General features: G+C 66.6%; 21 protein-coding genes. 10 read left to right on the top strand and 11 right to left on the bottom strand.

What is annotated here, in order from left to right:
- Positions 1-50: 50 nt before the first annotated feature.
- The gene (locus MU553_RS16195) at positions 51-323 is read right to left on the bottom strand and encodes a DUF7967 family protein (protein WP_247380103.1); all 273 of its coding nucleotides are present in this window, start codon (positions 321-323) and stop codon (positions 51-53) included.
- Positions 324-445: 122 nt separating this feature from the next.
- Here MU553_RS16195 and MU553_RS16200 point away from each other — a divergent pair, with 122 nt between their 5' ends.
- Both MU553_RS16200 and MU553_RS16205 read left to right on the top strand, forming a co-directional pair.
- On the top strand, positions 446-1,075 hold the full coding sequence (locus tag MU553_RS16200; RefSeq protein WP_247379337.1) for a hypothetical protein: 630 nt from the start codon (positions 446-448) through the stop codon (positions 1,073-1,075).
- 39 nt (positions 1,076-1,114) lie between these two features.
- A complete protein-coding gene (locus MU553_RS16205) occupies positions 1,115-2,923 on the top strand; it encodes an excinuclease ABC subunit C (protein WP_247379339.1) in 1,809 nt (602 codons plus the stop codon).
- 322 nt (positions 2,924-3,245) lie between these two features.
- Here the strand turns inward: MU553_RS16205 and MU553_RS16210 are convergent, their stop codons facing one another.
- Entirely contained in the window at positions 3,246-3,878 is a 633-nt protein-coding gene (locus MU553_RS16210) for a DUF7344 domain-containing protein (protein ID WP_247379341.1), read from the bottom strand.
- Between the two features lie 323 nt (positions 3,879-4,201).
- Here MU553_RS16210 and MU553_RS16215 point away from each other — a divergent pair, with 323 nt between their 5' ends.
- The 5 genes from MU553_RS16215 to MU553_RS16235 all read left to right on the top strand — a co-directional run bounded on the left by MU553_RS16215 (position 4,202) and on the right by MU553_RS16235 (position 7,471).
- Positions 4,202-5,254, top strand: a complete 1,053-nt coding sequence (locus MU553_RS16215) for an SPFH domain-containing protein (protein WP_345893394.1) — start codon at positions 4,202-4,204, stop codon at positions 5,252-5,254.
- 63 nt (positions 5,255-5,317) lie between these two features.
- A complete protein-coding gene (locus MU553_RS16220) occupies positions 5,318-6,124 on the top strand; it encodes an MOSC domain-containing protein (RefSeq protein WP_247379345.1) in 807 nt (268 codons plus the stop codon).
- 314 nt (positions 6,125-6,438) lie between these two features.
- Positions 6,439-6,783 carry an ArsR/SmtB family transcription factor gene (locus tag MU553_RS16225; protein WP_247379347.1) on the top strand — a complete coding sequence of 115 codons (345 nt, stop codon included), beginning with the start codon at positions 6,439-6,441 and terminating at the stop codon, positions 6,781-6,783.
- Between the two features lies 1 nt (position 6,784).
- Entirely contained in the window at positions 6,785-7,096 is a 312-nt protein-coding gene (locus tag MU553_RS16230) for a DUF7521 family protein (RefSeq protein ID WP_247379349.1), read from the top strand.
- Positions 7,097-7,159: 63 nt separating this feature from the next.
- Complete coding sequence (locus MU553_RS16235) at positions 7,160-7,471, top strand: DUF7521 family protein (protein WP_247379351.1); 312 nt, start codon at positions 7,160-7,162, stop codon at positions 7,469-7,471.
- Here MU553_RS16235 and MU553_RS16240 read toward each other — a convergent pair whose 3' ends face one another.
- The 4 genes from MU553_RS16240 to MU553_RS16255 form a co-directional block, all read right to left on the bottom strand.
- A complete protein-coding gene (locus tag MU553_RS16240) occupies positions 7,472-7,861 on the bottom strand; it encodes a tautomerase family protein (RefSeq protein WP_247379353.1) in 390 nt (129 codons plus the stop codon).
- A gap of 40 nt (positions 7,862-7,901) precedes the next feature.
- Positions 7,902-8,744, bottom strand: coding sequence for an ABC transporter permease (locus tag MU553_RS16245; protein WP_247379356.1), 843 nt, complete (start codon positions 8,742-8,744; stop codon positions 7,902-7,904).
- Entirely contained in the window at positions 8,744-9,745 is a 1,002-nt protein-coding gene (locus tag MU553_RS16250) for an ABC transporter ATP-binding protein (RefSeq protein WP_247379358.1), read from the bottom strand. The genes MU553_RS16245 and MU553_RS16250 overlap by 1 nt, the downstream gene beginning before the upstream one ends.
- A gap of 102 nt (positions 9,746-9,847) precedes the next feature.
- A complete protein-coding gene (locus tag MU553_RS16255) occupies positions 9,848-10,966 on the bottom strand; it encodes a sulfite exporter TauE/SafE family protein (protein ID WP_247379360.1) in 1,119 nt (372 codons plus the stop codon).
- Positions 10,967-11,545: 579 nt separating this feature from the next.
- On the opposite strand from MU553_RS16255, the gene MU553_RS16260 reads away from it, so the two are divergent.
- Positions 11,546-11,740: a hypothetical protein gene (locus MU553_RS16260; RefSeq protein WP_247379362.1), complete on the top strand. Its 195-nt coding sequence runs from the start codon at positions 11,546-11,548 to the stop codon at positions 11,738-11,740.
- A 68-nt stretch (positions 11,741-11,808) separates the two neighbouring features.
- On the opposite strand, the gene uvrB is transcribed toward MU553_RS16260, so the two are convergent.
- Entirely contained in the window at positions 11,809-13,875 is a 2,067-nt protein-coding gene (gene uvrB / locus MU553_RS16265; RefSeq protein WP_247379364.1) for an excinuclease ABC subunit UvrB, read from the bottom strand.
- A 97-nt stretch (positions 13,876-13,972) separates the two neighbouring features.
- Here uvrB and MU553_RS16270 point away from each other — a divergent pair, with 97 nt between their 5' ends.
- Positions 13,973-14,233: a hypothetical protein gene (locus MU553_RS16270; RefSeq protein ID WP_247379367.1), complete on the top strand. Its 261-nt coding sequence runs from the start codon at positions 13,973-13,975 to the stop codon at positions 14,231-14,233.
- 30 nt (positions 14,234-14,263) lie between these two features.
- On the opposite strand, the gene MU553_RS16275 is transcribed toward MU553_RS16270, so the two are convergent.
- Together MU553_RS16275 and MU553_RS16280 are read right to left on the bottom strand one after the other, a co-directional pair.
- Entirely contained in the window at positions 14,264-15,127 is an 864-nt protein-coding gene (locus tag MU553_RS16275; RefSeq protein ID WP_247379369.1) for a DUF106 domain-containing protein, read from the bottom strand.
- A 32-nt stretch (positions 15,128-15,159) separates the two neighbouring features.
- The gene (locus MU553_RS16280; protein WP_247379371.1) at positions 15,160-16,434 is read right to left on the bottom strand and encodes an MFS transporter; all 1,275 of its coding nucleotides are present in this window, start codon (positions 16,432-16,434) and stop codon (positions 15,160-15,162) included.
- A 144-nt stretch (positions 16,435-16,578) separates the two neighbouring features.
- Between MU553_RS16280 and MU553_RS16285 the strand changes: the two genes are divergently transcribed.
- Positions 16,579-17,805, top strand: coding sequence for a right-handed parallel beta-helix repeat-containing protein (locus tag MU553_RS16285; protein ID WP_247379373.1), 1,227 nt, complete (start codon positions 16,579-16,581; stop codon positions 17,803-17,805).
- A 20-nt stretch (positions 17,806-17,825) separates the two neighbouring features.
- Here the strand turns inward: MU553_RS16285 and MU553_RS16290 are convergent, their stop codons facing one another.
- Together MU553_RS16290 and MU553_RS16295 are read right to left on the bottom strand one after the other, a co-directional pair.
- Complete coding sequence (locus MU553_RS16290) at positions 17,826-18,449, bottom strand: rubrerythrin family protein (RefSeq protein ID WP_247379375.1); 624 nt, start codon at positions 18,447-18,449, stop codon at positions 17,826-17,828.
- 160 nt (positions 18,450-18,609) lie between these two features.
- Positions 18,610-19,464, bottom strand: a complete 855-nt coding sequence (locus MU553_RS16295; protein ID WP_247379377.1) for a sulfurtransferase — start codon at positions 19,462-19,464, stop codon at positions 18,610-18,612.
- Positions 19,465-19,729: the final 265 nt, after the last annotated feature.

Raw genomic sequence — 19,729 nt, forward strand, 5'->3', positions numbered from 1 at the left:
GTTCGTGCTGGCGTATAATTCTGTTTTTTCGACTGATTCTGCCCGGGGCGTCAGACTTCGTCGTCGGGTGCGTGTTTCTCGGCCATGCGCTGGGCCTCGCTGGCGTAGCGCTCCCGTCGGTCGGCGTCCGCGACGGGTTCGAGTTTCTCGGGGTCGGCCTGCGTCGCGGCGGTGACGCCGTTGCGGGTGAGCATCTGCGAGGAGCGGTTGCTCTGCTGGAACCGTTCGCCGTCGGGCGTCGCGTACACGAGCGTGACGAGTCCCTTGTCGTTGTAATCGCGTTCGACGAGCCACAACTGGACGGTGTCGTCGCCGTCGGTCATGTGGGAGCGTTGCCCGCCGTCGGGTTTGTATCCACGCATTGCCGTCGTGCGCGCGTCAGACAGATATCGACAGCGAGAATCGAGGGACGAATTTCATATGCGCGGGCCCGGAAGCCCCGCACATGGCGCGCTGGAGCGAACGGGCACGCCAGCGATTGCGGGACGGCGAGGAGATCGAGGACGCCATCTCGTTCGGGGAGAACGGGATCGTGGTGACCAATCAGCGACTCCTGGCGTTCACGCCCGAGAGCGACGGCGCCAACTACCGGGCCATCGAGCGGCCGAACGTCGAGGGGGCGGCCCTGGAGAGCAGCGGGGAGACCCAGTGGCTGGGGTACATGGGCAAAGGCGGACTCGGGGGTCTCGTCGGCGTCGGCGTCGGCTACACCATGGATTTCGGCGGCCTGATCTCGCTCAGCCAGCTCAACACCAAGGCTGCGAGCCAGACCGGCGTCGGGAGCATGATGGGACTGCTCAGTACCGTCTCGCGGTTCCTGGGGATGCTCGACGACGTGCTGCTCGTGGCCGGCCTCCTCGCCTTCGCCGTCTGTCTCGGCGCGCTGGGCCTGTACATCGAGAGTCGCACGCACGGGCTGTGGATCGCGGTCGCCGGCGACGACGATCTGTACGTCCCCGCGCCGAAGGGGGCCACGACGGAGTTGACCCGCCTGCAGCGACACCTGCGGACCGAACCGGAGCCCGGGGCCGAGACCGCGCCACGGGAGGACCCACTCGAACCCCACCCCGAGTAGCAACGCAAATACGGCGACGGCACCTAGGGCCGCGCCGAGATGGACCCCACTGCGGTTCGGGACCGCGCGGCCGATCTCCCTCGGGAGCCGGGCGTCTATCAGTTCCTGACCGACGACAGCGAGGGACGCAGTCCCTCTGGCAACCGGACGCAGTCCGGTGATAGCGTCGTCCTGTACGTCGGCAAAGCGGTCGACCTCCGCGACCGCGTCCGCTCCTACGCCGATCCGCGCGGCGAGCGCATCCGCCAGATGGTCGCCCGCGCGACGGACGTGGACGTGGCGGTCACCGACACCGAGACCCAGGCGCTCCTGCTGGAGGCGAACCTCATCAAGCGCCACCAGCCCCGCTACAACGTCCGCCTGAAAGACGACAAGTCCTATCCCCTGGTCCAGTTGACCGCCCACCCGTTCCCGCGCATCGAGATCACCCGTGACCCCGACGACGACGCCATCGTCTTCGGCCCGTTCACGGACAAGAGCCGCGTCGAGACCGTCGTCAAGGCGCTCCGGGAGACCTACGGGCTGCGGGGCTGCTCGGATCACAAGTACGCCACCCGCGACCGGCCCTGTCTGGACTACGACATCGGGCTGTGTACCGCGCCCTGCACCGACGAGATCGGCGAGGACGCGTATCGGGACGACGTCGAGAGCGTCCGGCGCTTCTTCGAGGGCGAGACCGGCATCCTCGCGGACCCGATCGGTCGCGAGATGGAGCGGGCCGCCCAGAACCGGGAGTACGAGCGGGCGGCGAACCTCCGTGACCGACTGGAAGCCGTCGAGGCGTTCCACGGCGAGGGCGGCGAGGCGGTCTCGTCAAGCGACGCCGGCGGCGAGCGCGCGGTGGACGTCCTCGGTGCGACCGTCGAGGGCGACGAAGCGACCGTGGCGCGACTCCACGCCGAGGACGGCCAGTTGGTCGACCGGGAGCGCCACACGCTCGCGGCACCGAAGGACGACGGCGTGGCGGGTGACGGCCACGTCGGGGCGGTGTTCGCCGCGTTCATTCCCCAGTACTACGCCGAGCGGGACCTTCCTGATGCGATCCTCCTCTCGGAGCGCCCCGACGACCGCGAACTGGACGCCTGGCTGGACGCCGAGGGCGTGGCCGTCCGCGTGCCCGGCGCCGGCCGCGAGGCGAAACTGGTGGACCTCGCGCTGAAGAACGCGCGCCGCGGCGTCGGCGCCCGACAGGACGAAGGCGGGGCGCTCGCACAGGCGCTCGGCCTCGACTCGGCCGTCGAGCGCATCGAAGGGTTCGACGTGAGCCACGCCCAGGGGCGAGCGGTCGTCGGAAGTAACGTCACGTTCGTCGACGGCAGTCCCGAAAAGAGCGACTACCGGCGGAAGAAACTCGACGAGACGAACGACGACTACGCGAACATGCGGACGCTGGTGCGCTGGCGCGGGAAGCGCGCGATCGACGGCCGCGACGAGCGACCGGACCCGGATCTGCTGTTGATCGACGGCGGCGAGGGGCAACTCGGCGCGGCCCAGGACGCCCTCGCCGAGACTGGCTGGGACGTGCCGGCCGTCGCCCTCGCGAAGGAGGAAGAGCTGATCGTCACCCCCACGGGAACGTACGACTGGCCCGACGACGCCCCACACCTGCACCTCTGCCAGCGCGTCCGCGACGAGGCCCACCGCTTTGCCGTCCAGTACCACCAGTCGATACGAGACGAGGTCTCGACGGCGTTAGACGAGGTGCCGGGCGTCGGACCGGAGACCCGCCGGCGTCTCCTCAGGCGGTTCGGCAGCGTCGAAAACGTCCGCAACGCGTCGGCGTCGGAGCTACAGGGCGTCGACGGGATCGGTGAAAAAACGGCCGCGACGATCGCATCGCGGCTGTAACCGGGGTCAGGAGAACCAAACGCGGAGGTGAAAAACCGGGACGGCACACCCCAATCCACCCGATACGGCTCCCACACCTGGAGGCGAGATGACGCGGCGAGGCCGACTTCACTCACCTCCGCAGTTCCCCATAGCACACCCGGGGTCATTGTAAATTTCCAGGTAACCGTCAGTCTCCGAGATGATAACGCGATAGGGCAGTCATAGAGTGTGACCTTAGGCGGCAGATAAGCTGGTAAAGAGTGACCGAATGAGGGCTGGCCCCCCGCCAGCCCCAGAATCAGAATTGAAACTCAGTGTGGACGCCGACGGGTCGGCCCGGTCACTCTCGCGTCTGCGTGAACTGGAACAGCCCGACCGCACCGACGAGCACTGACACGACGGGCAGCAGGAGTTCCACCACGACAACCGTCGAGACGGCACCGAGCGCTGTCGCGGCGGTGACGAGCAACCCGCTCAGCGACGCGAACAGGTAGCGGTGTAATTCTACCTCGTCGACCGATTCGTCGTCCGCGTCCGCCGCCTCGTCCTGCACCCTCGACGGCGTCTCGTCGAGATAGAGGTACGGTTCGAGGTGGTGAGCGTTCGCTCCGAGCTCGAGCGTCTTCCGGTCGGAGTCGAACTCGATGATCCCGGCCTCGTCCATCTTCGGCAGATGGCACTGGTAGAGACTCACGTACATCCGCTTGCGTTCCTGTGACGTGAGTTCGGTGATCGTCGTCTCGAACTCGGCCGCGGCGAGGTGTTCGGCCAGCGTACCGAGTTCGACCGCAGTGCGACCCTCTTCGAAGAAGAATCGAAGCACGTCTCGTCGGCGCTGGTTCCGTAGGATCTCGAAGACGTCGTCAGGTTCGAGCGTGACCGACCGCGCTGGCGACCCGTCGTCACCACCGACGCCGGCCGAGAACTCACCCTGTCCCCCACAGGAACCGACACTCGTTTCCCCTTTTATCATTGCACGAGAATGTTAACAGCAGGACAAAATAAAGCATTTGGCTAAACAATTATGTGTGTCACATCGTAGCACCCCTCAATCGGCGCGTCGAGTCCGCCACGCCCCGTCCGTAGACCGGTCTGACAGGCCGGTTGTTTATTCGCAAACCGCGCGGTAGAATTAAAACGGAGACGGCCGTACCGGGAGACATGAACAACGACCACCGGGACAGCCTCGCCTACAAGTTGGGGCAGGCGAGCGCTGGCGGTGGCCCCGGGCTGTCGCCCAACGGACTCGCCGCCGCCGTCGTCGGCCTCGCGGTGCTGCTGGCGGCCGTCGGCGCCGTGAACACGACCGGCCTCGTCGGACTGCTCGTCCTGGCGATCGCGATCGTCGTCGTCAACAGCACGGTCGTGATCGTCCAGGCCTACGAGCAACAGGCGCTGGTCGTCCTGGGGTCGTTCCGGAAGGTACTGGAACCCGGCATCAACGTCGTGCCGCCGCTGGTCTCGGAGACGTACAGCTACGACATGCGGACCCAGACGATGGACGTGCCCACGCAGGAAGCGATCACCCGGGACAACTCCCCGGTCACGGCCGACGCCGTCGTCTACATCAAGGTGATGGACACGAAGAAGGCGTTCCTGGAGGTCGAGGACTACGAACGCGCCGTCTCGAACCTCGCGCAGACGACGCTCCGCGCTGTGCTGGGCGACATGGAACTCGACGAGACGCTGTCGAAGCGGTCTGAGATCAACCGGCGCATCCGGCGGGAACTCGACGAACCCACGAACGAGTGGGGGATTCGCGTCGAAAGCGTCGAGGTCCGCGAGGTCAAACCCTCCCAGGACGTCGAGGACGCGATGGAACAGCAGACCGCCGCCGAGCGTCGCCGCCGCGCGATGATCCTCGAAGCCCAGGGCGAACGCCGGAGCGCCATCGAGAAGGCACAGGGCGACAAGCAGTCCGACATCATCCGCGCCCAGGGCGAAAAGCAGAGCCAGATCCTCGAAGCCCAGGGTGACGCCATCTCCACCGTGTTGCGCGCGAAATCCGCCGAGTCGATGGGCGAGCGCGCCGTCATCGAGAAGGGAATGGAGACGCTCACCGACATCGGCCAGGGCGAGTCCACGACGTTCGTCCTCCCCCAGGAACTGACCTCGCTGGTAGGTCGCTACGGCAAGCACCTCACCGGCAGCGACGTGCGAGGCGACGCCGAGGTGCTCGACAGCCTGGACTTCGACGAGGAGACCCGCGAGATGCTCGGCCTCGACGACATCGAGGAGATTCTCGGCGAGATCGACGCGGACCTCGAGGACGCCGGCTCGACGACGAACGGCACGACCGTGCAGGACCCCGACGCGGTCGTCGACGAGATAGACCAGAAGCAGCCCTGAGGCGGGGTCACCGCCCCAGACCGGAATTCTTGAGAGAACTGCCCGCGTAGTCGCCGCCATCGAATGCGCGAACTCGCACGGATCACAGTCTATCCGGTCAAGTCGCTGGACGGCTGCACGCTCGACAGCGCGACCATCGGCGCCCACGGCGCACTCGCGCTCGACCGCGAATACGCCATCTTCGACGCGGACGGTGCGTACGTCAACGGGAAAGCCACGGCGCGAATCCACCGGCTCGACGCCGCGTTCGACCCCGCGACCCACGACCTCACGGTCGGGGAGCGCGGGACCGACGAGCGCCACACCTACTGCCTCCGCGACGAGACCGAGCGCGCGGCGCTGAACGAGTGGCTCTCGGACTTTTTCGACGAACCGGTGACCGTCGAGCGCGACGCCGAGGGCGGCTACCCCGACGACACCGAGATTCACGGGCCGACGGTCATCAGCACCGGCACGGTGCGTGCGGTGGCGGACTGGTTCGACCTGCCGCCGGAGAACGTGCGGCGGCGATTCCGTGCGAACCTCGAACTCGACGCGACCGAGCCCTTCTGGGAGGACCGGTTGTTCGCGGACCACGGCGAGGTCGTCCCGTTCTCCATCGGCGACGTGACGCTCCTGGGAGTCAATCCCTGCCAGCGCTGCGTCGTTCCCTCCCGGGACCCCGACACCGGCGAGGAGTCCGAGGGCTTTCGCGAACGGTTCGTCAGGAAGCGTGAGGCGACGCTGCCGGCGTGGACGCCGTCGGATCGGTTCGACCATCCCTACCGACTCATGCTCAACACCGACGTTCCCGAGTCAGAATGGGGCGCGGAACTCGCCGTTGGGGAGTCAGTCACGGTCGGAGAACGGCGACCTGCCGATGCAACGTAACGGGACCGGTGGAAGGCAGGGACCAGTGACGACGGGCGGCAACGGAACGTCGTCAGTGGCAACCGATCGCTGGTGGGCAGATGCCGTGGCAGGGTTGGCATCGTGGGATCGGGCAGGGAGCGCCCACCAGCAGGGCAGGTGCGTGCGGAGGCCAACTGTCGGGCGGCCAGAGGGCACACGCAGGACAGGGCGAACGTCCTGGGACGGCCCCCGCAGTTCGACAGACGGGAGCCGGGATAGTAAGGGGACGCGGACAGTTTCAGGCCCAGAAAACGTGACCGTTTTTTTAAGGGTACGGTCGAAGAACATGCGCGATGCCCGTGGATGAGGATGCTGACGAGCTCTTCGCGCTGCTCGACGACGAGTACGCGCGGACCATCCTCATCGCGACGAGCGTGGAACCGTTGTCCGCCGACGCGCTCGCCGAGCGCTGTGACGCCTCCGAACCGACGATCTATCGGCGGATCGACCGCCTGGAGACGTTCGACCTGGTCGAGAGCGAACAACAACTCGATCCCGACGGCCACCACTACAAGACCTACGCCGCGCGGCTCGAACGCGTCACGATCGAACTCGAAGACGGCAATCTCTCCGTCGCGGTCGACCGGACCGAAGACGCAGCCGACCGCTTCACGCGGCTCTACGAGGAGTTGAGATGAGATGCTAGGCCCACTCGCGACCACCGGTGGCTCGTTCGCCGTCGTCGTCGCCGCCATGGTCGGCCGCGTCGTCACAGTCGCGCTGGCGCTCGCCATCGCTTACCGGGCCTGCGGTGGCTTCTGCATGAACCGCCGCACGCCACTGTCGTACCTGGCGCTCGGCATCGTCTTCCTCACAGTCGTCCCGACGCTGTTCGGGTTCGTGTTCCCGACGCTGACCGACGTGTCGCGGCTCCAGCAGAGCGTCGTCACCCACGCCAGCCAACTGCTCGGCCTGGGTATCATCCTGTACTCCATCTATGGCAATCCCTGACCGACAGACAGCGGCCGGTGCGTGCCCCCTCGCCAGCGGCGCGGCCGCGCGGCGGTGGTCGCCATGACCGCCGCCCCGCTGCTCGACGGCGTCAGCCCCGTCGACGCCGAGAGCGCCATCTTCGCCATCACGCTGGTGACGGCGACGGTCGGCGCGTTCGTCGCCTATCAGGCGTTCCGCGGCTACCTGCGCAACGCCAGCCAACCGATGTTGTATCTGGCCGTCGGCATCGCGCTGTTGACCGTCGTCCCGTTCCTCGTGACGCGCGGACTGCGACTGGCGGTCACGCTGACCGACGCGCAGTTCCTCTTGCTCGTGACCGCCTTCGACATCGCCGGCCTGAGTGCGATCCTCTACTCGCTCACGCGCGCGTGACTACTCGCTCCCTTCCGAGGGGTCCCACTCGGCGCCGACGCGGTCGTATCCCATCATGTTCGCCCCCTCGTGTTCGGTGAACACGACCTTCATGTTCGGCGTCGGAATCTCGAACTCCTCGGCGGCGAGGTCCATGAGCGCGAGGGCTAGCTCGCGTTTCGTCTCGGACGACCGGCCCCGACGGATCTCCGCGTCGAGAAAGAGGTAGTCCTCGTCGGGGACGCCCCGTCCGATCGACAGCTCGCCGGGCGAGCGCGGCCGCACGACGACGGCCGCGTGACTCGTCCCGGTCTGCATGATCTCACCGTACAGGTCCCGCACCGCGTCGGCGAACGTCCGTTTCTCGTCGGCCGACAACTCGACGGTCGTCTCGAACTGCAGGAGTGGCATACCCGGACAGGTCGCTGCCGAGGCAAAAAGGGTGTCCGAGTCAGCCCAGTTCAGACCGGTCGAACGAACGGTACCCGACCGCGAGCGAGAGGGCCGTCCAGCCGAGCATCACCAACAGCGTGAACCAGGGCTGGCCGTAGAGTTCGCCGGAGTCCTCGAACTGCGCGAACGTGTCGTACTGGTCCATCACGCCGGCGTAGACGGGTTCAGTCGCCCGAAGGTAGGCCGTCCCGGGCGACAGCACGGTCAGGTAGTCCCGCGTCGTCTCCGAGATTTCGGTGCCGAGGAGACTGCCGACGGCGTCGAGGACCGTCTGGAGGTTGACGAGCGGGAAGAAGCCGAACCAGAACACCACGAGCACGAAGTACGCGCCCAGGGCGCCGAACATGGCCCGCGCACGGCTCGTCGTGGCCGCCGAGATGGCCAGGAAGATGCTGACGAACGTCAGCGCGTACACGATCGTCACGGCCGCGAAGGTGGCGAACCGGACGGGACTGGGCGTGTTCGCGTACGTCGCCAGCGAGACGACGAAGCCAACGAACAGACCGGACAGCACGGCCGCGGCGGCGGTCCCGAAGCGAGAGACGAGCTTCCCCGCGAAGTACTCCAGGCGGCTGTTGGGCAGCCCCATGCTGAACTTGATGGTCCCGCTGATGCGGTCACCGGCGATAGAGAGGTACACGAGCGGTGCCAGAAACAGCGGGAACACGAACGAGACGAGGATCGAAACGTCCCACAGCACTCGGTAGGGGTCGTCGTAGATGCTGATCTCGGAGGCGAAGATGAGCCCGACGAGCGCGGTGAACACGCCGATGACGCCCAGGACGATGTACGACCGACGAGCGTTGGTGAAGTCGTCGCGAGCGACGGTGTAGGTCCCCATCAGTCGTCCCCTCCTGTAGCCGGGACGACTGCCGGCTCCGCGTCGGCAGTGGCCGCCTCCTGGCTGGTGTACTCCTCGAACAGCGCTTCTAGCGACGCGTCCTCGATAGCGACGTCGTTGACGGTCGTCGCGTCGTCGAGACGACGGAGTGCGGTCATCTTCGTCTCCGGCGCGTCGCAGGTGATCCGGACCACGTCGTCGGCGACGGACACCTCGCGGACGGCGTCGAGCGCTCGCAGCGGATCGAGGTCCGGCACGTCCGCCACCGTGGCTTCGACGACGGCGCCGGTACCCAGTTGCTCGCGGAGGTCGTCGATCGCGTCGACGGCGACCATCTCGCCGTCGGCCATGATGCCGACGCGGTCGCACACTTTCTGGACCTGGCCGAGCGCGTGGCTGGAGAAAAACACCGTCGCACCGCGGTCGGCCTCCTCGCGAACGATCGTCCGCAGCAGCTTGATTCCCTTCGGGTCGAGCCCGCTGGACGGCTCGTCGAGGAGCAGCAGGTCCGGCTCGCCGACGAGGGCGATGCCGAGCGCGAGGCGCTGGGCCATCCCCTTCGAGTAGCCGCCGGCGGCCCGGCGGGCGTCCTCGGGGTCGAGGCCGACGCGGTCGATGATCGCGTCCGGGTCGTCGTCGGCGCCCTTCGTCTCGATGGCGGACTGCACGTGTTCGCGGCCGGTGAGGTTCTCGTAGAGATCGAATCCCTCGGGGAGGAGTCCGAGCCGCGACCGGAGCGCGGTGGAGTTCTCGGTCACGTCGTGACCAAGGACTTCGGCGCTCCCGCTGGTCGGGTGGATGAACCCGAGCAGCATGTTGATCGTCGTGGACTTCCCGGCGCCGTTCGGGCCTAAAAATCCGAAAACTTCGCCGTCGTCGACCGTGAGGTCGAGGTCGTCGACGGCGAGCACGCCGTCTGACTGCGTTCGGCGACCGAGCGGGCTGAATCGCTTCCGTTCGCCGAACGTCTTCGTCAGGGCGGTCGTCTGGAGGGCAGGCATACAGCCGGCACGTCCACGGCAATCGCCCTTACTTCGACGGGACAGTTTCTCGGAACGAAAGCCGAGACCAAGATTTATGTCCGGGAGGGAATTCGGCGCGGGTTACAGGATGCCGCCACTGGCCATGATGAACAGCGCAGTGGCGATGACGGCGAACAGCACGCCGACGCCCTTTTTGAGGTACTCCGTGTCGAGCGCCGCGGAGACGTAGGGCGCGATCTGCCCGCCGGTGACCGTCGCTGGGACGGTCCAGACGACGATGTTCCAAGGCGTCGTGGCGAGGTCGATCGAATGTCCACCGACGAGGCCGCCGCCGAAGACGTGGACGAGCGAAGCCAGCACGGCCGTGGCGGCGACGACGATGTGGTTCGTGCCGATGGCGACGCGGACCGGGATCGACGTGCGCAGCATCGAGATGATGCCGAGTTCGCCGCTCCCGAAGCCGGCCAGGCCCTGGAAGATACCGCCGATGCTGTAGTTCGCGAACCGTTCGAGGTAGCCACCCCGGCCGTAGTTGTAGTCGGACCCCTCGCGGTCGACGCGGGTCACGACGCCTTCGGAGTCGGTCGCGACGCCCGCAGCGCCGGGTTTGCCGCGGTCGTTCGGGAGGTCCGGTCCGCCGTCCGCTTCGACGGCGGCGTCGTCGTCAGCATCGGCCCCGCCCGGTTCCTCGTGGCCGAGGTCTGCCCGAACCAGAAGGAACGACGCGGCGAGCAGCGCGAGCCCGAGCAACCCGTGGAAGATGGGTTCCGGAATAATAAACGAGAGGAGCGCTCCGCCGACGACGAACGGAATGGAGCCGCCGACGATCGTCAGCGCCAGGCGACGGTCGACCAGGCCGTACTGGATGAACGCGAGCGCCGAACTCGACAGGCCGAACGACTCGCTGATGAGGCTCACCTTCACGATGGTCGACGGGCCGAACGGCGTCGACAGGATCGTCTCCGGCGCCATGTACGGAACTAACACCGGGAAGATGAAGATCAAGAACGGGACGAACAGGGCCGACCCGCTGATGCCGACGGTGTTGACGATGGTCGCACCCAGCAGGAAGAAGGGGAACAACCACCAGTATCGCAGCCAGTAGCCGTCGCCGGCCTCGGCCGGGAGAGGCGCCGCGAAGAACACGGCCGCCACGAACGTGATCGGCGCGAGGAAGACGAACACGTGCTGATACTTCAGGAACGACTTCTGTACCCGCTGGGATGTGGATGCACTCATACGTGTTCAGTAGGCTGCGACTTGGTCCACTGGTCGGCCGACGGCTCTCGTCTCGGACCGGAGATCGGAGTGGACAGCCGGACAATCACGTCGGGAGACGGTGGTTCCCGTCGAAAAGGAGGTCCCTCGGTGGCGCTGCCCGCCACGGGCGGTCGACTTGAAACCCACCGGCGAACGGCCGGCGGGCGAAACTGGGCGTGACTGCATCTAGGAAATCCCCCCGAGCGACGGATCGAGGGTCGAACGGAGATGCACGTACTCTCTGGGGTGGCGGAACATGGTGGTGCCCCGGCCGTAGTGAAAGGACACGTAAAAATCCTATGAGGTTATCCACGTGTGAGACGCCGCCCCACGGCAGTTTCGGGCCGCAGCGACGACGCTCAGCCCGTCCGAGCCCGGAAAAGCAGTGTCCCAGCCAGCGCCGGAGCAGCGACAGAGACCACAGACCGACGCGTATCACCACTGGCCCCCATCCAGTCGCAACCGTCGCCACTGAGCGGGACGGGCACGCTGACAGGCCCAACGTGCACCAGTCAGTGCCCAATATTTATTACAAACGCCGTGGTATTAGTACACGTAATGAGCTTTAAAGAGGGACTCATCGAGGGAGGCGAGCAGTCCGCGTACGGAGACGATCGTGGTGACTCGACGGAGTCTCTCGCAATATCGGAGAGTCAGCGTGGACTCTTCGGCCGTCTGAAACGCCACGTTCGCGAGTGGTCGGGGCGCTACGTCCAGATGCGCATCGACGCGCGGACGGGTCGGAACGACTGACGGACTCCGTTCGAGGCACCATCCGTTTCTGCCACAAACGACCGAGCAGCCGCGCGTCCCCCGGTCGCTCAGAACTCGTCTGCCGGTTCGGGAACGACGCCGTCCTCGTCCTCGCCACCCTGGAGGTCGTACTCGTCGCGCACCTCGCGGATGCGGTCGCGGATGTCCGCCGCCAGCTCGAACTCCAGGTTGTCGGCGGCCTCCTGCATGCGATCTTCGAGGTCCGCGATGAGCTGTGCGGCCTCGTCGTCGTCGGCCGGGTCCATGCCGGCGACGCCACCGGTGTCGGTCTTGCTCCCCGGGAGGTTCGTCTCGCCGACCGGCTTGTCGATGGTCGTCGGCTCGTAGCCGTGTTTCTCGTTGAACTCCTGCTGGATCTCCCGGCGGCGCTGGGTCTCGTCGATGGCCGACGCCATCGCGTCGCTCACGTCGTCCGCGTAGAGGATCACCTCGCCGTTGACGTTCCGGGCCGCCCGCCCCATCGTCTGGATGAGCGTCGTCTCCGATCGGAGAAAGCCCTCCTGGTCGGCGTCGAGGATGGCGACGAGCGACACCTCGGGGATGTCCAGCCCCTCCCGGAGGAGGTTGATGCCCACTAGCACGTCGATGTCGCCCAGCCGGAGCGACCGCACCAGCTCGTGGCGTTCTAAGGTGTCTGTCTCGTCGTGCATGTAGGCGACATCGACGCCGGCCTCTTCGAGATACTCGGTGAGGTCTTCGGCCATGCGCTTCGTGAGCGTCGTCACGAGCGTGCGCTCGTCGCGGTCGATGCGCTCGTCGATCCGGTCCATCAGGTCGTCGACCTGGCCGGTCGCGTCGGCCACCTCGACCTTCGGGTCGACGAGGTGCGTGGGGCGAACGATCTGTTCGGCGATCTGCTCGCTGGTTTCCTGCTCGTAGTCGCCCGGCGTCGCCGAGACGTACAGCGTCTGGTCGGTCTTTTCCTCGAACTCCTCGAACGTGAGCGGGCGGTTGTCGAACGCCGTCGGCAGTCGAAACCCGTTCTCGACGAGGCTCTCCTTCCGGCTCTTGTCGCCGGCGAACTGCCCGCGAATCTGCGGAATGGTCTGGTGAGACTCGTCGATGACGGTGAGGAAGTCGTCGGGGAAGTAATCGAGCAGCGTGTAGGGCGCCTCGCCCGAGTCCCGATCGGAGAGGTGAACGGAGTAGTTCTCGATCCCCGAACAGTAGCCCGTCTCTTTCATCATCTCCAGGTCGAACGTGGTGCGCTCCTCGATGCGCTGGGCCGCGACTGCGTCGCCCTGGCGCTCGAAGTAGCGGATGCGGTCGTCCAGCAGCTCCTCGATCTCCTCGATGGCCCGCTGGAGCCGTTCCTCGGGGATCGAGTAGTGTTCTGCCGGGTGGATCAGGACCGCTGGCTCCTGGCTCTTGACCTCGCCCTCCAGGGGGTCCATCTTCACCAGTCGGTCGATCTCGTCGCCCCAGAACTCCACGCGGACGGCGTAGCGGCCGTACATCGGGTAGATTTCGAGGGTATCGCCGCGCACCCGGAACGTGCCCTGCGTGAAGTCCACGTCGTTGCGTTCGTAGTTCAGATCCACCAGCCGGCCCAGGAGTTCGTCGCGGTCGATCTCCTGGCCCTGCTCGATCTGCAGCGACATGTCGACGTAGTTGCGCGGGTCACCGAGGCCGTAGATCGCCGAAACGGAGGCGACGACGATGACGTCGTCCCGAGTCAGGAGCGAGCGGGTCGCGGAGTGGCGCAGGCGGTCGATCTCGTCGTTGATCGAGGCGTCCTTGTCGATGAACGTGTCCGTCTGTTCGACGTAGGCTTCGGGCTGGTAGTAGTCGTAGTAGGAGACGAAGTACTCGACGGCGTTGTCGGGGAACAGTTCGCGGAACTCCTCGTACAGCTGCGCCGCGAGCGTCTTGTTGTGGGCGATGACGAGCGTCGGTTGCTGGATCTCTTCGACGACCCAGGAGACGGTGTTCGTCTTCCCGGACCCCGTGACGCCCAGGAGCGTCTGGGTATCCATGCCCTGCTGGAAGCCCTCGGCCAGTTGCTCGATGGCCTCGGGCTGGTCGCCCGCCGGGTCGAAGGGCGCGTCGACGCGGAAGTCCCGGTCCACGTCGGGACGGTCCGGACTGAGGGGGCTGCCGGAAGTGTCGCTCATTGCGAGTAGCCTAGACCTGGAGGGACTTCAGGCGCTCGTTTGACACAGCGCGACAGGGAAGCGGAGCCCTAACTGGCTCGCCGTCGAACCGTGTCCCATGCAGGTGTTCTGCACCGACGGCACCGTGTTCGCGTGTCGGAGCTACGACCTCACCGAGTACGGCGTCAAGCTCTACGGGCAGCACCCGGATGCAGACGAACGGTACCGCGACGACCCAGAACAGATCGGGTTCGTTCCCCACGACAGACTGGGGTACATCCTCCCGGACGGCGTCAGGCCGGCGTCACAGTCCGTCGTCGGTGCACAGCCAGTGATGGGGAGCGGGTATCCGCCAGGGCCTGCCGGAGGGGTTCGCTGAGACAGAAGTCGGTCCGACGCGCTCCGACCGCTAGGCCGTCGACGACCGTCGGTCGAGGAGCCGCCGCGTGGACAGTCCGGTGACCAGCGACCAGCCGACGTACCACAGCGTCCAGGCCTGCACCGGCCCGAATACGCGAGCGGTCCAGACCACGCGACCGAGCATGGGGAACACGGTCGCCGTCGGCGCGATGGCCTGGGCGGGCGCGACGACCAGCCACGACACCCACAGGAACGCTGGCACGACGACGAGCATCGTCCAGGCCATCGGTCGGAGCATGGCGGGCAGCAGCCCGAGCTGGTCACCCAGGAGGTTGCGCTGTTGCTGTTGCAACCGGTGGACTGCCTCGTCGTCGCCGCGTTCGCGGGCCGCTTCGAGCCGCTCGCCGACCCGCTGCAGTCGGTCCTGGTGGCGTTGCATGCGATCTCGGTCCCCCAGGCGGCGCTGGATGACCGTCGAGACGACTGCCGTCGCGATCGCCAGCAGCCCGACGACCGCCGGGAACGGGAGGACGGCCTGGAGCGGCCCGAGAACGAGGTCGACGCTACTGGCGACGGCGTCGCGGATAGCCGACACCTGATAGCCAGCCATCAGGGTCAGGGCACAGACGCCGGCGGCCTTGTCTGCGAGCGACCACGCGCTGTCGGCGTCCGCGTCGTGCTCGTCGAGTGCCGCACGAACGGCCAGCGGGTCGTCGACGACGAAGGCGTCGCCAGCGGCGACGAGGAGGCCAGTCCGGAGGAGTCTGGCCCACTCGTCGCTCGTGAGTGCGTCGCTGACGTCGGCCCAGGTCACGGTGCCGTCTCCCTGTTCTGCACGTTCGAGGACCGTCGCCAGTGCGTCGGCCAGCGTCGGGTCGTCGTCGAGGAGGACGTCGGGCGGCTTCGAGCCCATGGGCTACTGTTGACAACGCAGCAGCATAAGTCTCAGCCGCCGTCGAGTCGGTGGAGCCACAGCGCGGCGAGCAGCGCCACCACGCCAGCGCCCGCCACCAGTCCGAACGCGACCCGGTAGCCCAGCACCGAGTAGGCCTGCGTGCCGCCGATCGTCTCGCCGGTCCCGTACGTGTCCAGCACGACCCCCATCAGCGTCGGGAGCAGCGCCGCCCCCGTGAAGGCAATCGTGTTCACAGTGCCGGTCGAGACGCCGCTGGCACCGCTGACGTGGCGTTCCTTGATGACGGTGTAGCCCAGGGCGTACGCCCCGGCGAGGAACCCCGAGGCGAAAAACACCAGGCCGACCACGGGGAGCGGCGGCTTGCCGAGCACGGCTAACAGCGCGTAGCCGCTGGCGAACAGCCCCTCGCCGACGACCATCAGGCTCGTCCGGCGCTCCAGGCGGTCCGAGAGCCAGCCCACGAGCGGCGGACCGACGAGCAGGCCGAGACTCCCCAGCAGCGTGTACGTCGAGGCGTCCGTGACCGACAGCCCGTAGGTCTGGACGAGGTAGGGCACGCCCCACAGGCCGAAGACGGTGATGTTCACGCCCGTCCCGGCGAAGAGGACGATCCCGACGAGCCACGTCTCGGGTTCGCGGAGGACGCCCCTGACGTTCCCGAGGACCGACCGGAGCGAGGGGGTCCGGGCCATCGGCACGCCGTCGATCTCCGGCAGGCCGGCGTCGGCCGGCGAGTCACGCGCCAGCAGGTACGCCAGCGCCGCGAGCACGAACCCCAGGCCGCCGAGCCCGAGCATCGTCGTCCGCCAGTCGGTGGCGGTGACGACCATCGCCAGGGGTGTCGTCGCGAGGATGCCACCGAAACCAGCGGTTGCGATAGTCAAACCACTCATTCGCGCGAACTCGCCGGGTCGGAACCAGTTGGCACAGAACCGCAGGATAGCGATAAAGAGGAGGCTACCGCCGAACCCGATGAGCGCCCGCGCCAGGAAGGCGACGACGTAGCTGTCGGCGGTACCGAACACCAGGACACCGACGCTCATCACGACGGTGCCGGCCGCGACCACGCGGCGACTGCCCAGGCGGTCGGCGACGACGCCGGCCGGGAGTTGCATCGCGGCGTAGATGTAGAAAAACGAGGCGTGCAGCGTCCCCAGCGCGGCGCCGGTCGTCCCGAAGGCGGCCGTCAACTGCTCGGCGAGGACGGCCGTCGAGAGCCGGTGGACGCTCACCAGGGCGTAGGCCGCCGCCAGCGCCGTCCAGGCGATCCAGCGTCGCTTCGTGGGGTCCGACCAACTGCGCACGTGTTCCCGTCCGACCTTACAACTGTTAAGTGTTAGTTCTCATACCCAATGTCCCGTTTGCGAAAACACCCGTCAGCTACTAACAGCATGCTATCGATAACGCCCTCGTAACTAACGAGACGAGCAGTGTTGCCCACCGACCGCATGCAACACAATGGCGACGACAACGACGACACAGAGACACCCACGCGACGGGCCGTCCTCCGACGAGGCGCCCTGACGTCGGCAGCACTCGCAACTGGCGTCGGCGCAACGTCGGCGCCGGCCACAGCCCACCACCGCTGCACCATCACCGTCAACGACGACGGAAGCGCGGATTACTCGACGATTCAGGCCGCCATCGATGCCGCCGCGGAGGGCGACACGATCTGTGTCGAACCGGGGTCCTACAGAGGGACGGTGACGGTAGACAAGGAGGATCTCACTCTTCTGTCGACCAAACGATGTGGAGCGAGCATCATCAACGGCGACAGCGAGACCGGCGCAGCGGTGAGCATCGCGGCTCCCGGCGTCACTGTCAAAGGGTTCAAAGTATCGTTCCCCGACGGCCTGCTCGGCATCGCGGTCCAATCGGGCGTCGACGACGTGACCATTCGGAAGAACGTCGTCACGGACGTCGGCCCAGTCGGTCGGCTCGGCGCAACCGGGATCATCGGCAGTGGCCCACACGACAACCTGACCATCGCGAAGAACGTCGTCGAAGACGTCACGAACGAGATCGACGAAGACTCCAACTTTCCGACCGTCAACGGCATCTTCGTCGACGATCAGGGCAGCGGCTCGCTGACGAACTCGACCATCAAGCGCAACCTGGTGCGGGACCTCAACAGCGACGTCGCGTCGATTGGAATCATCCTCGGAATCGACGCCGAGAACGTCAGCATCAGGGGCAACAAGGTCCACGACCTCGTGGCCGACCCGGCAGTCGACGGCGACGACACCGACGACGCGGTCGACCAACCAAATACGTTCGCACAGGGCCTGAACGTGGACGGCGGGACGACGAACGTCACGATCACGAAGAACGTCGTCAAAGACGTGCGGGCGACGTTCTTCGTCGGCACCGGCCTGAAGATCGACGGAGAAGCCGACGGTCTCACCGTCAGATTCAACGATCTCCTCCCGATCGTCGGCCTCGAAAACGCCGACGACGACACGGTCACCGCGACCTGCAACTTCTGGGGCAGCCCCAAAGGGCCGCGGGTGGTCGACACCAACCGGGAAGCAGACGACGCGCCGAACGCCCGGAAACGGAGCGCCGTCGTCGGCCCCGTCGAATTCGAGCCGTGGTTGGTCCGTTCGATCCGCTCCTGCAAGAACCTCGAAAAGAGCTGCGTCGGTGGCCGCGGCCGGCGATGCGGGCACCAGTAAGCACGGAAACGGGGGGCAGTTCAGCAGACCGGCTTGGGGTTGACGCCCAGGGCTTCGAGCGTCTCGAAGTACTCCTCGTAGGCGGCGTCGATGGCCGTCACGGCGGCCCCCTGGGCCAGGTCCCAGTCGTCGTCGCCGTCACAGACCGCTGGCAGCGTCTCGGCGCCGAGGTCGATGGCGTCCTCGACGCCACCGCGGACCTCGCGGAAGGTACTGGCAGTCTGGGGCGACGCCTGGCCGACGAAGAAGCCGACGGCCTGGCCGATCTTGTTCTCGACGACCAGCGCCCAGCCGACGGCGCCGCCGACGCGCTCGGGCGTCGTCTCAAGACCCTGCAGCGCCTCGACGACGGCGGGCGCCTCGCCAGCGTCGTGGTCGCCGTGTTCGCTGGCAACGGTCTCGTACTGCTCCCCTGTGGTGTCAGCCAGGTCGGCGAACAGGTCGGCAGCGGAGCCGGATGCCTCGTCGGCCCACGTCTCGAACGTTGCTGTGGCGTGGTGGAGGTTGTCGGCGACGGCCGTGAGAACCGGCCCCTCGTCCATCTCGCCCTCGGTGTCGGCGTACAGTGACTTCGAAGAGCCGAGCCGCGACAGTTCCGTCTTGGTCTCGGCGCGTACGGCGTCCGTAAATTCCTCGACGTCCATAGCCGTCGGTTCGCCGGGAAGCCGCTTGTAAGCATCGACAGTGGCAGAGATAGAGCTCGCTATCCGTCGGAGCGAGGCCTCTACAGCCCCAAAACGAAGAGTGTGCTCGCCATGGCAACGCGGATCGGAATCCGTGGTTCAGCCAGCGGGCACTGCTCGGTCAGTTTCCTTTTTCTATGGGCGCGCCGACCAGATTGCCCCACTCGGTCCAGGAGCCGTCGTAGTTGACGGCGTCCTCGTAGCCGAGCAGTTCGTGAAGTGCGAACCACGCGACGGACGAGCGCTCGCCGATGCGGCAGTACGCGACGGTCGTGCTGTCGCCAGTGATCCCCTCGTCGGCGTACAGCGCTTCGATCTCGTCGGCGTCCTTGAACGTGCCGTCGGCGTTCGTCACGGCCGCCCACGAGATGTTGCGGGCGCCGGGGATGTGGCCGCCGCGCTGTGCGGTCTCCTGGAGTCCCGGGGGCGCGAGGATCTCGCCGGAGTACTCCTCGGGCGAACGAACGTCCACGAGCGGAACGCCGCGCTCGATCGCGTTCTCGACGTCCTCGCGGTAGGCGCGAATGGACTCGCGCGGACCGGACGCCTCGTACTCGACTTCGGAGAACTCCGGTACCTCCTCGGTGGTCGGATAGTCGTTGTCGTCCCAGTACTCGCGGCCGCCGTCCATCAGACGGACGTCGTCGTGGCCGTAGTACTTGAACTGCCAGTAGGTGTAGGCGGCAAACCAGTTGGAGTTGTCACCGTACAGAATGACGGTGGAGTCCTCGCTGATGCCGTGGGACCCGAGGAGGTCCTCGAAGTCCTCCTTGTCGAGGATGTCGCGGGTCGTCTGGTCCTGGAGCTGGGTCTCCCAGTTCCAGCCGATGGCGCCCGGCGCGTGGCCCTCGTCGTACAGTTCCGTGTCGACGTCGACCTCGACCAGTCGCAGATCCGAATCGTCGCTCTCGAACTCCGCTAAACGCTCTTCGACCCAGTCAGGGGAGACGAGAACGTCCTTGGCGTAATCGCTCATAATCCGTCTGACCCTATCCAGACCAGCCATATAACGCTCTGCGAGCCGGCACGTTCCGCCACTCATCCCCCGTACCGGCATAGCTTGCCGGTGTTTTGCTACCGGTTCGTACACAGGAAGAACCGGCCCCCGGGAACGGGCGACTGCACGCTGCCCGGCCGCGGGCGTCACACCGGTGGACCGACCTATCGAGCAAGTTGCGGAGAGTGTTGCCCTTATCTCAGAGAATCCGGAACTGAAAGCTTGAAACGGCGGCCATCGTAGG

Source organism: Halorientalis brevis (assembly GCF_023077655.1).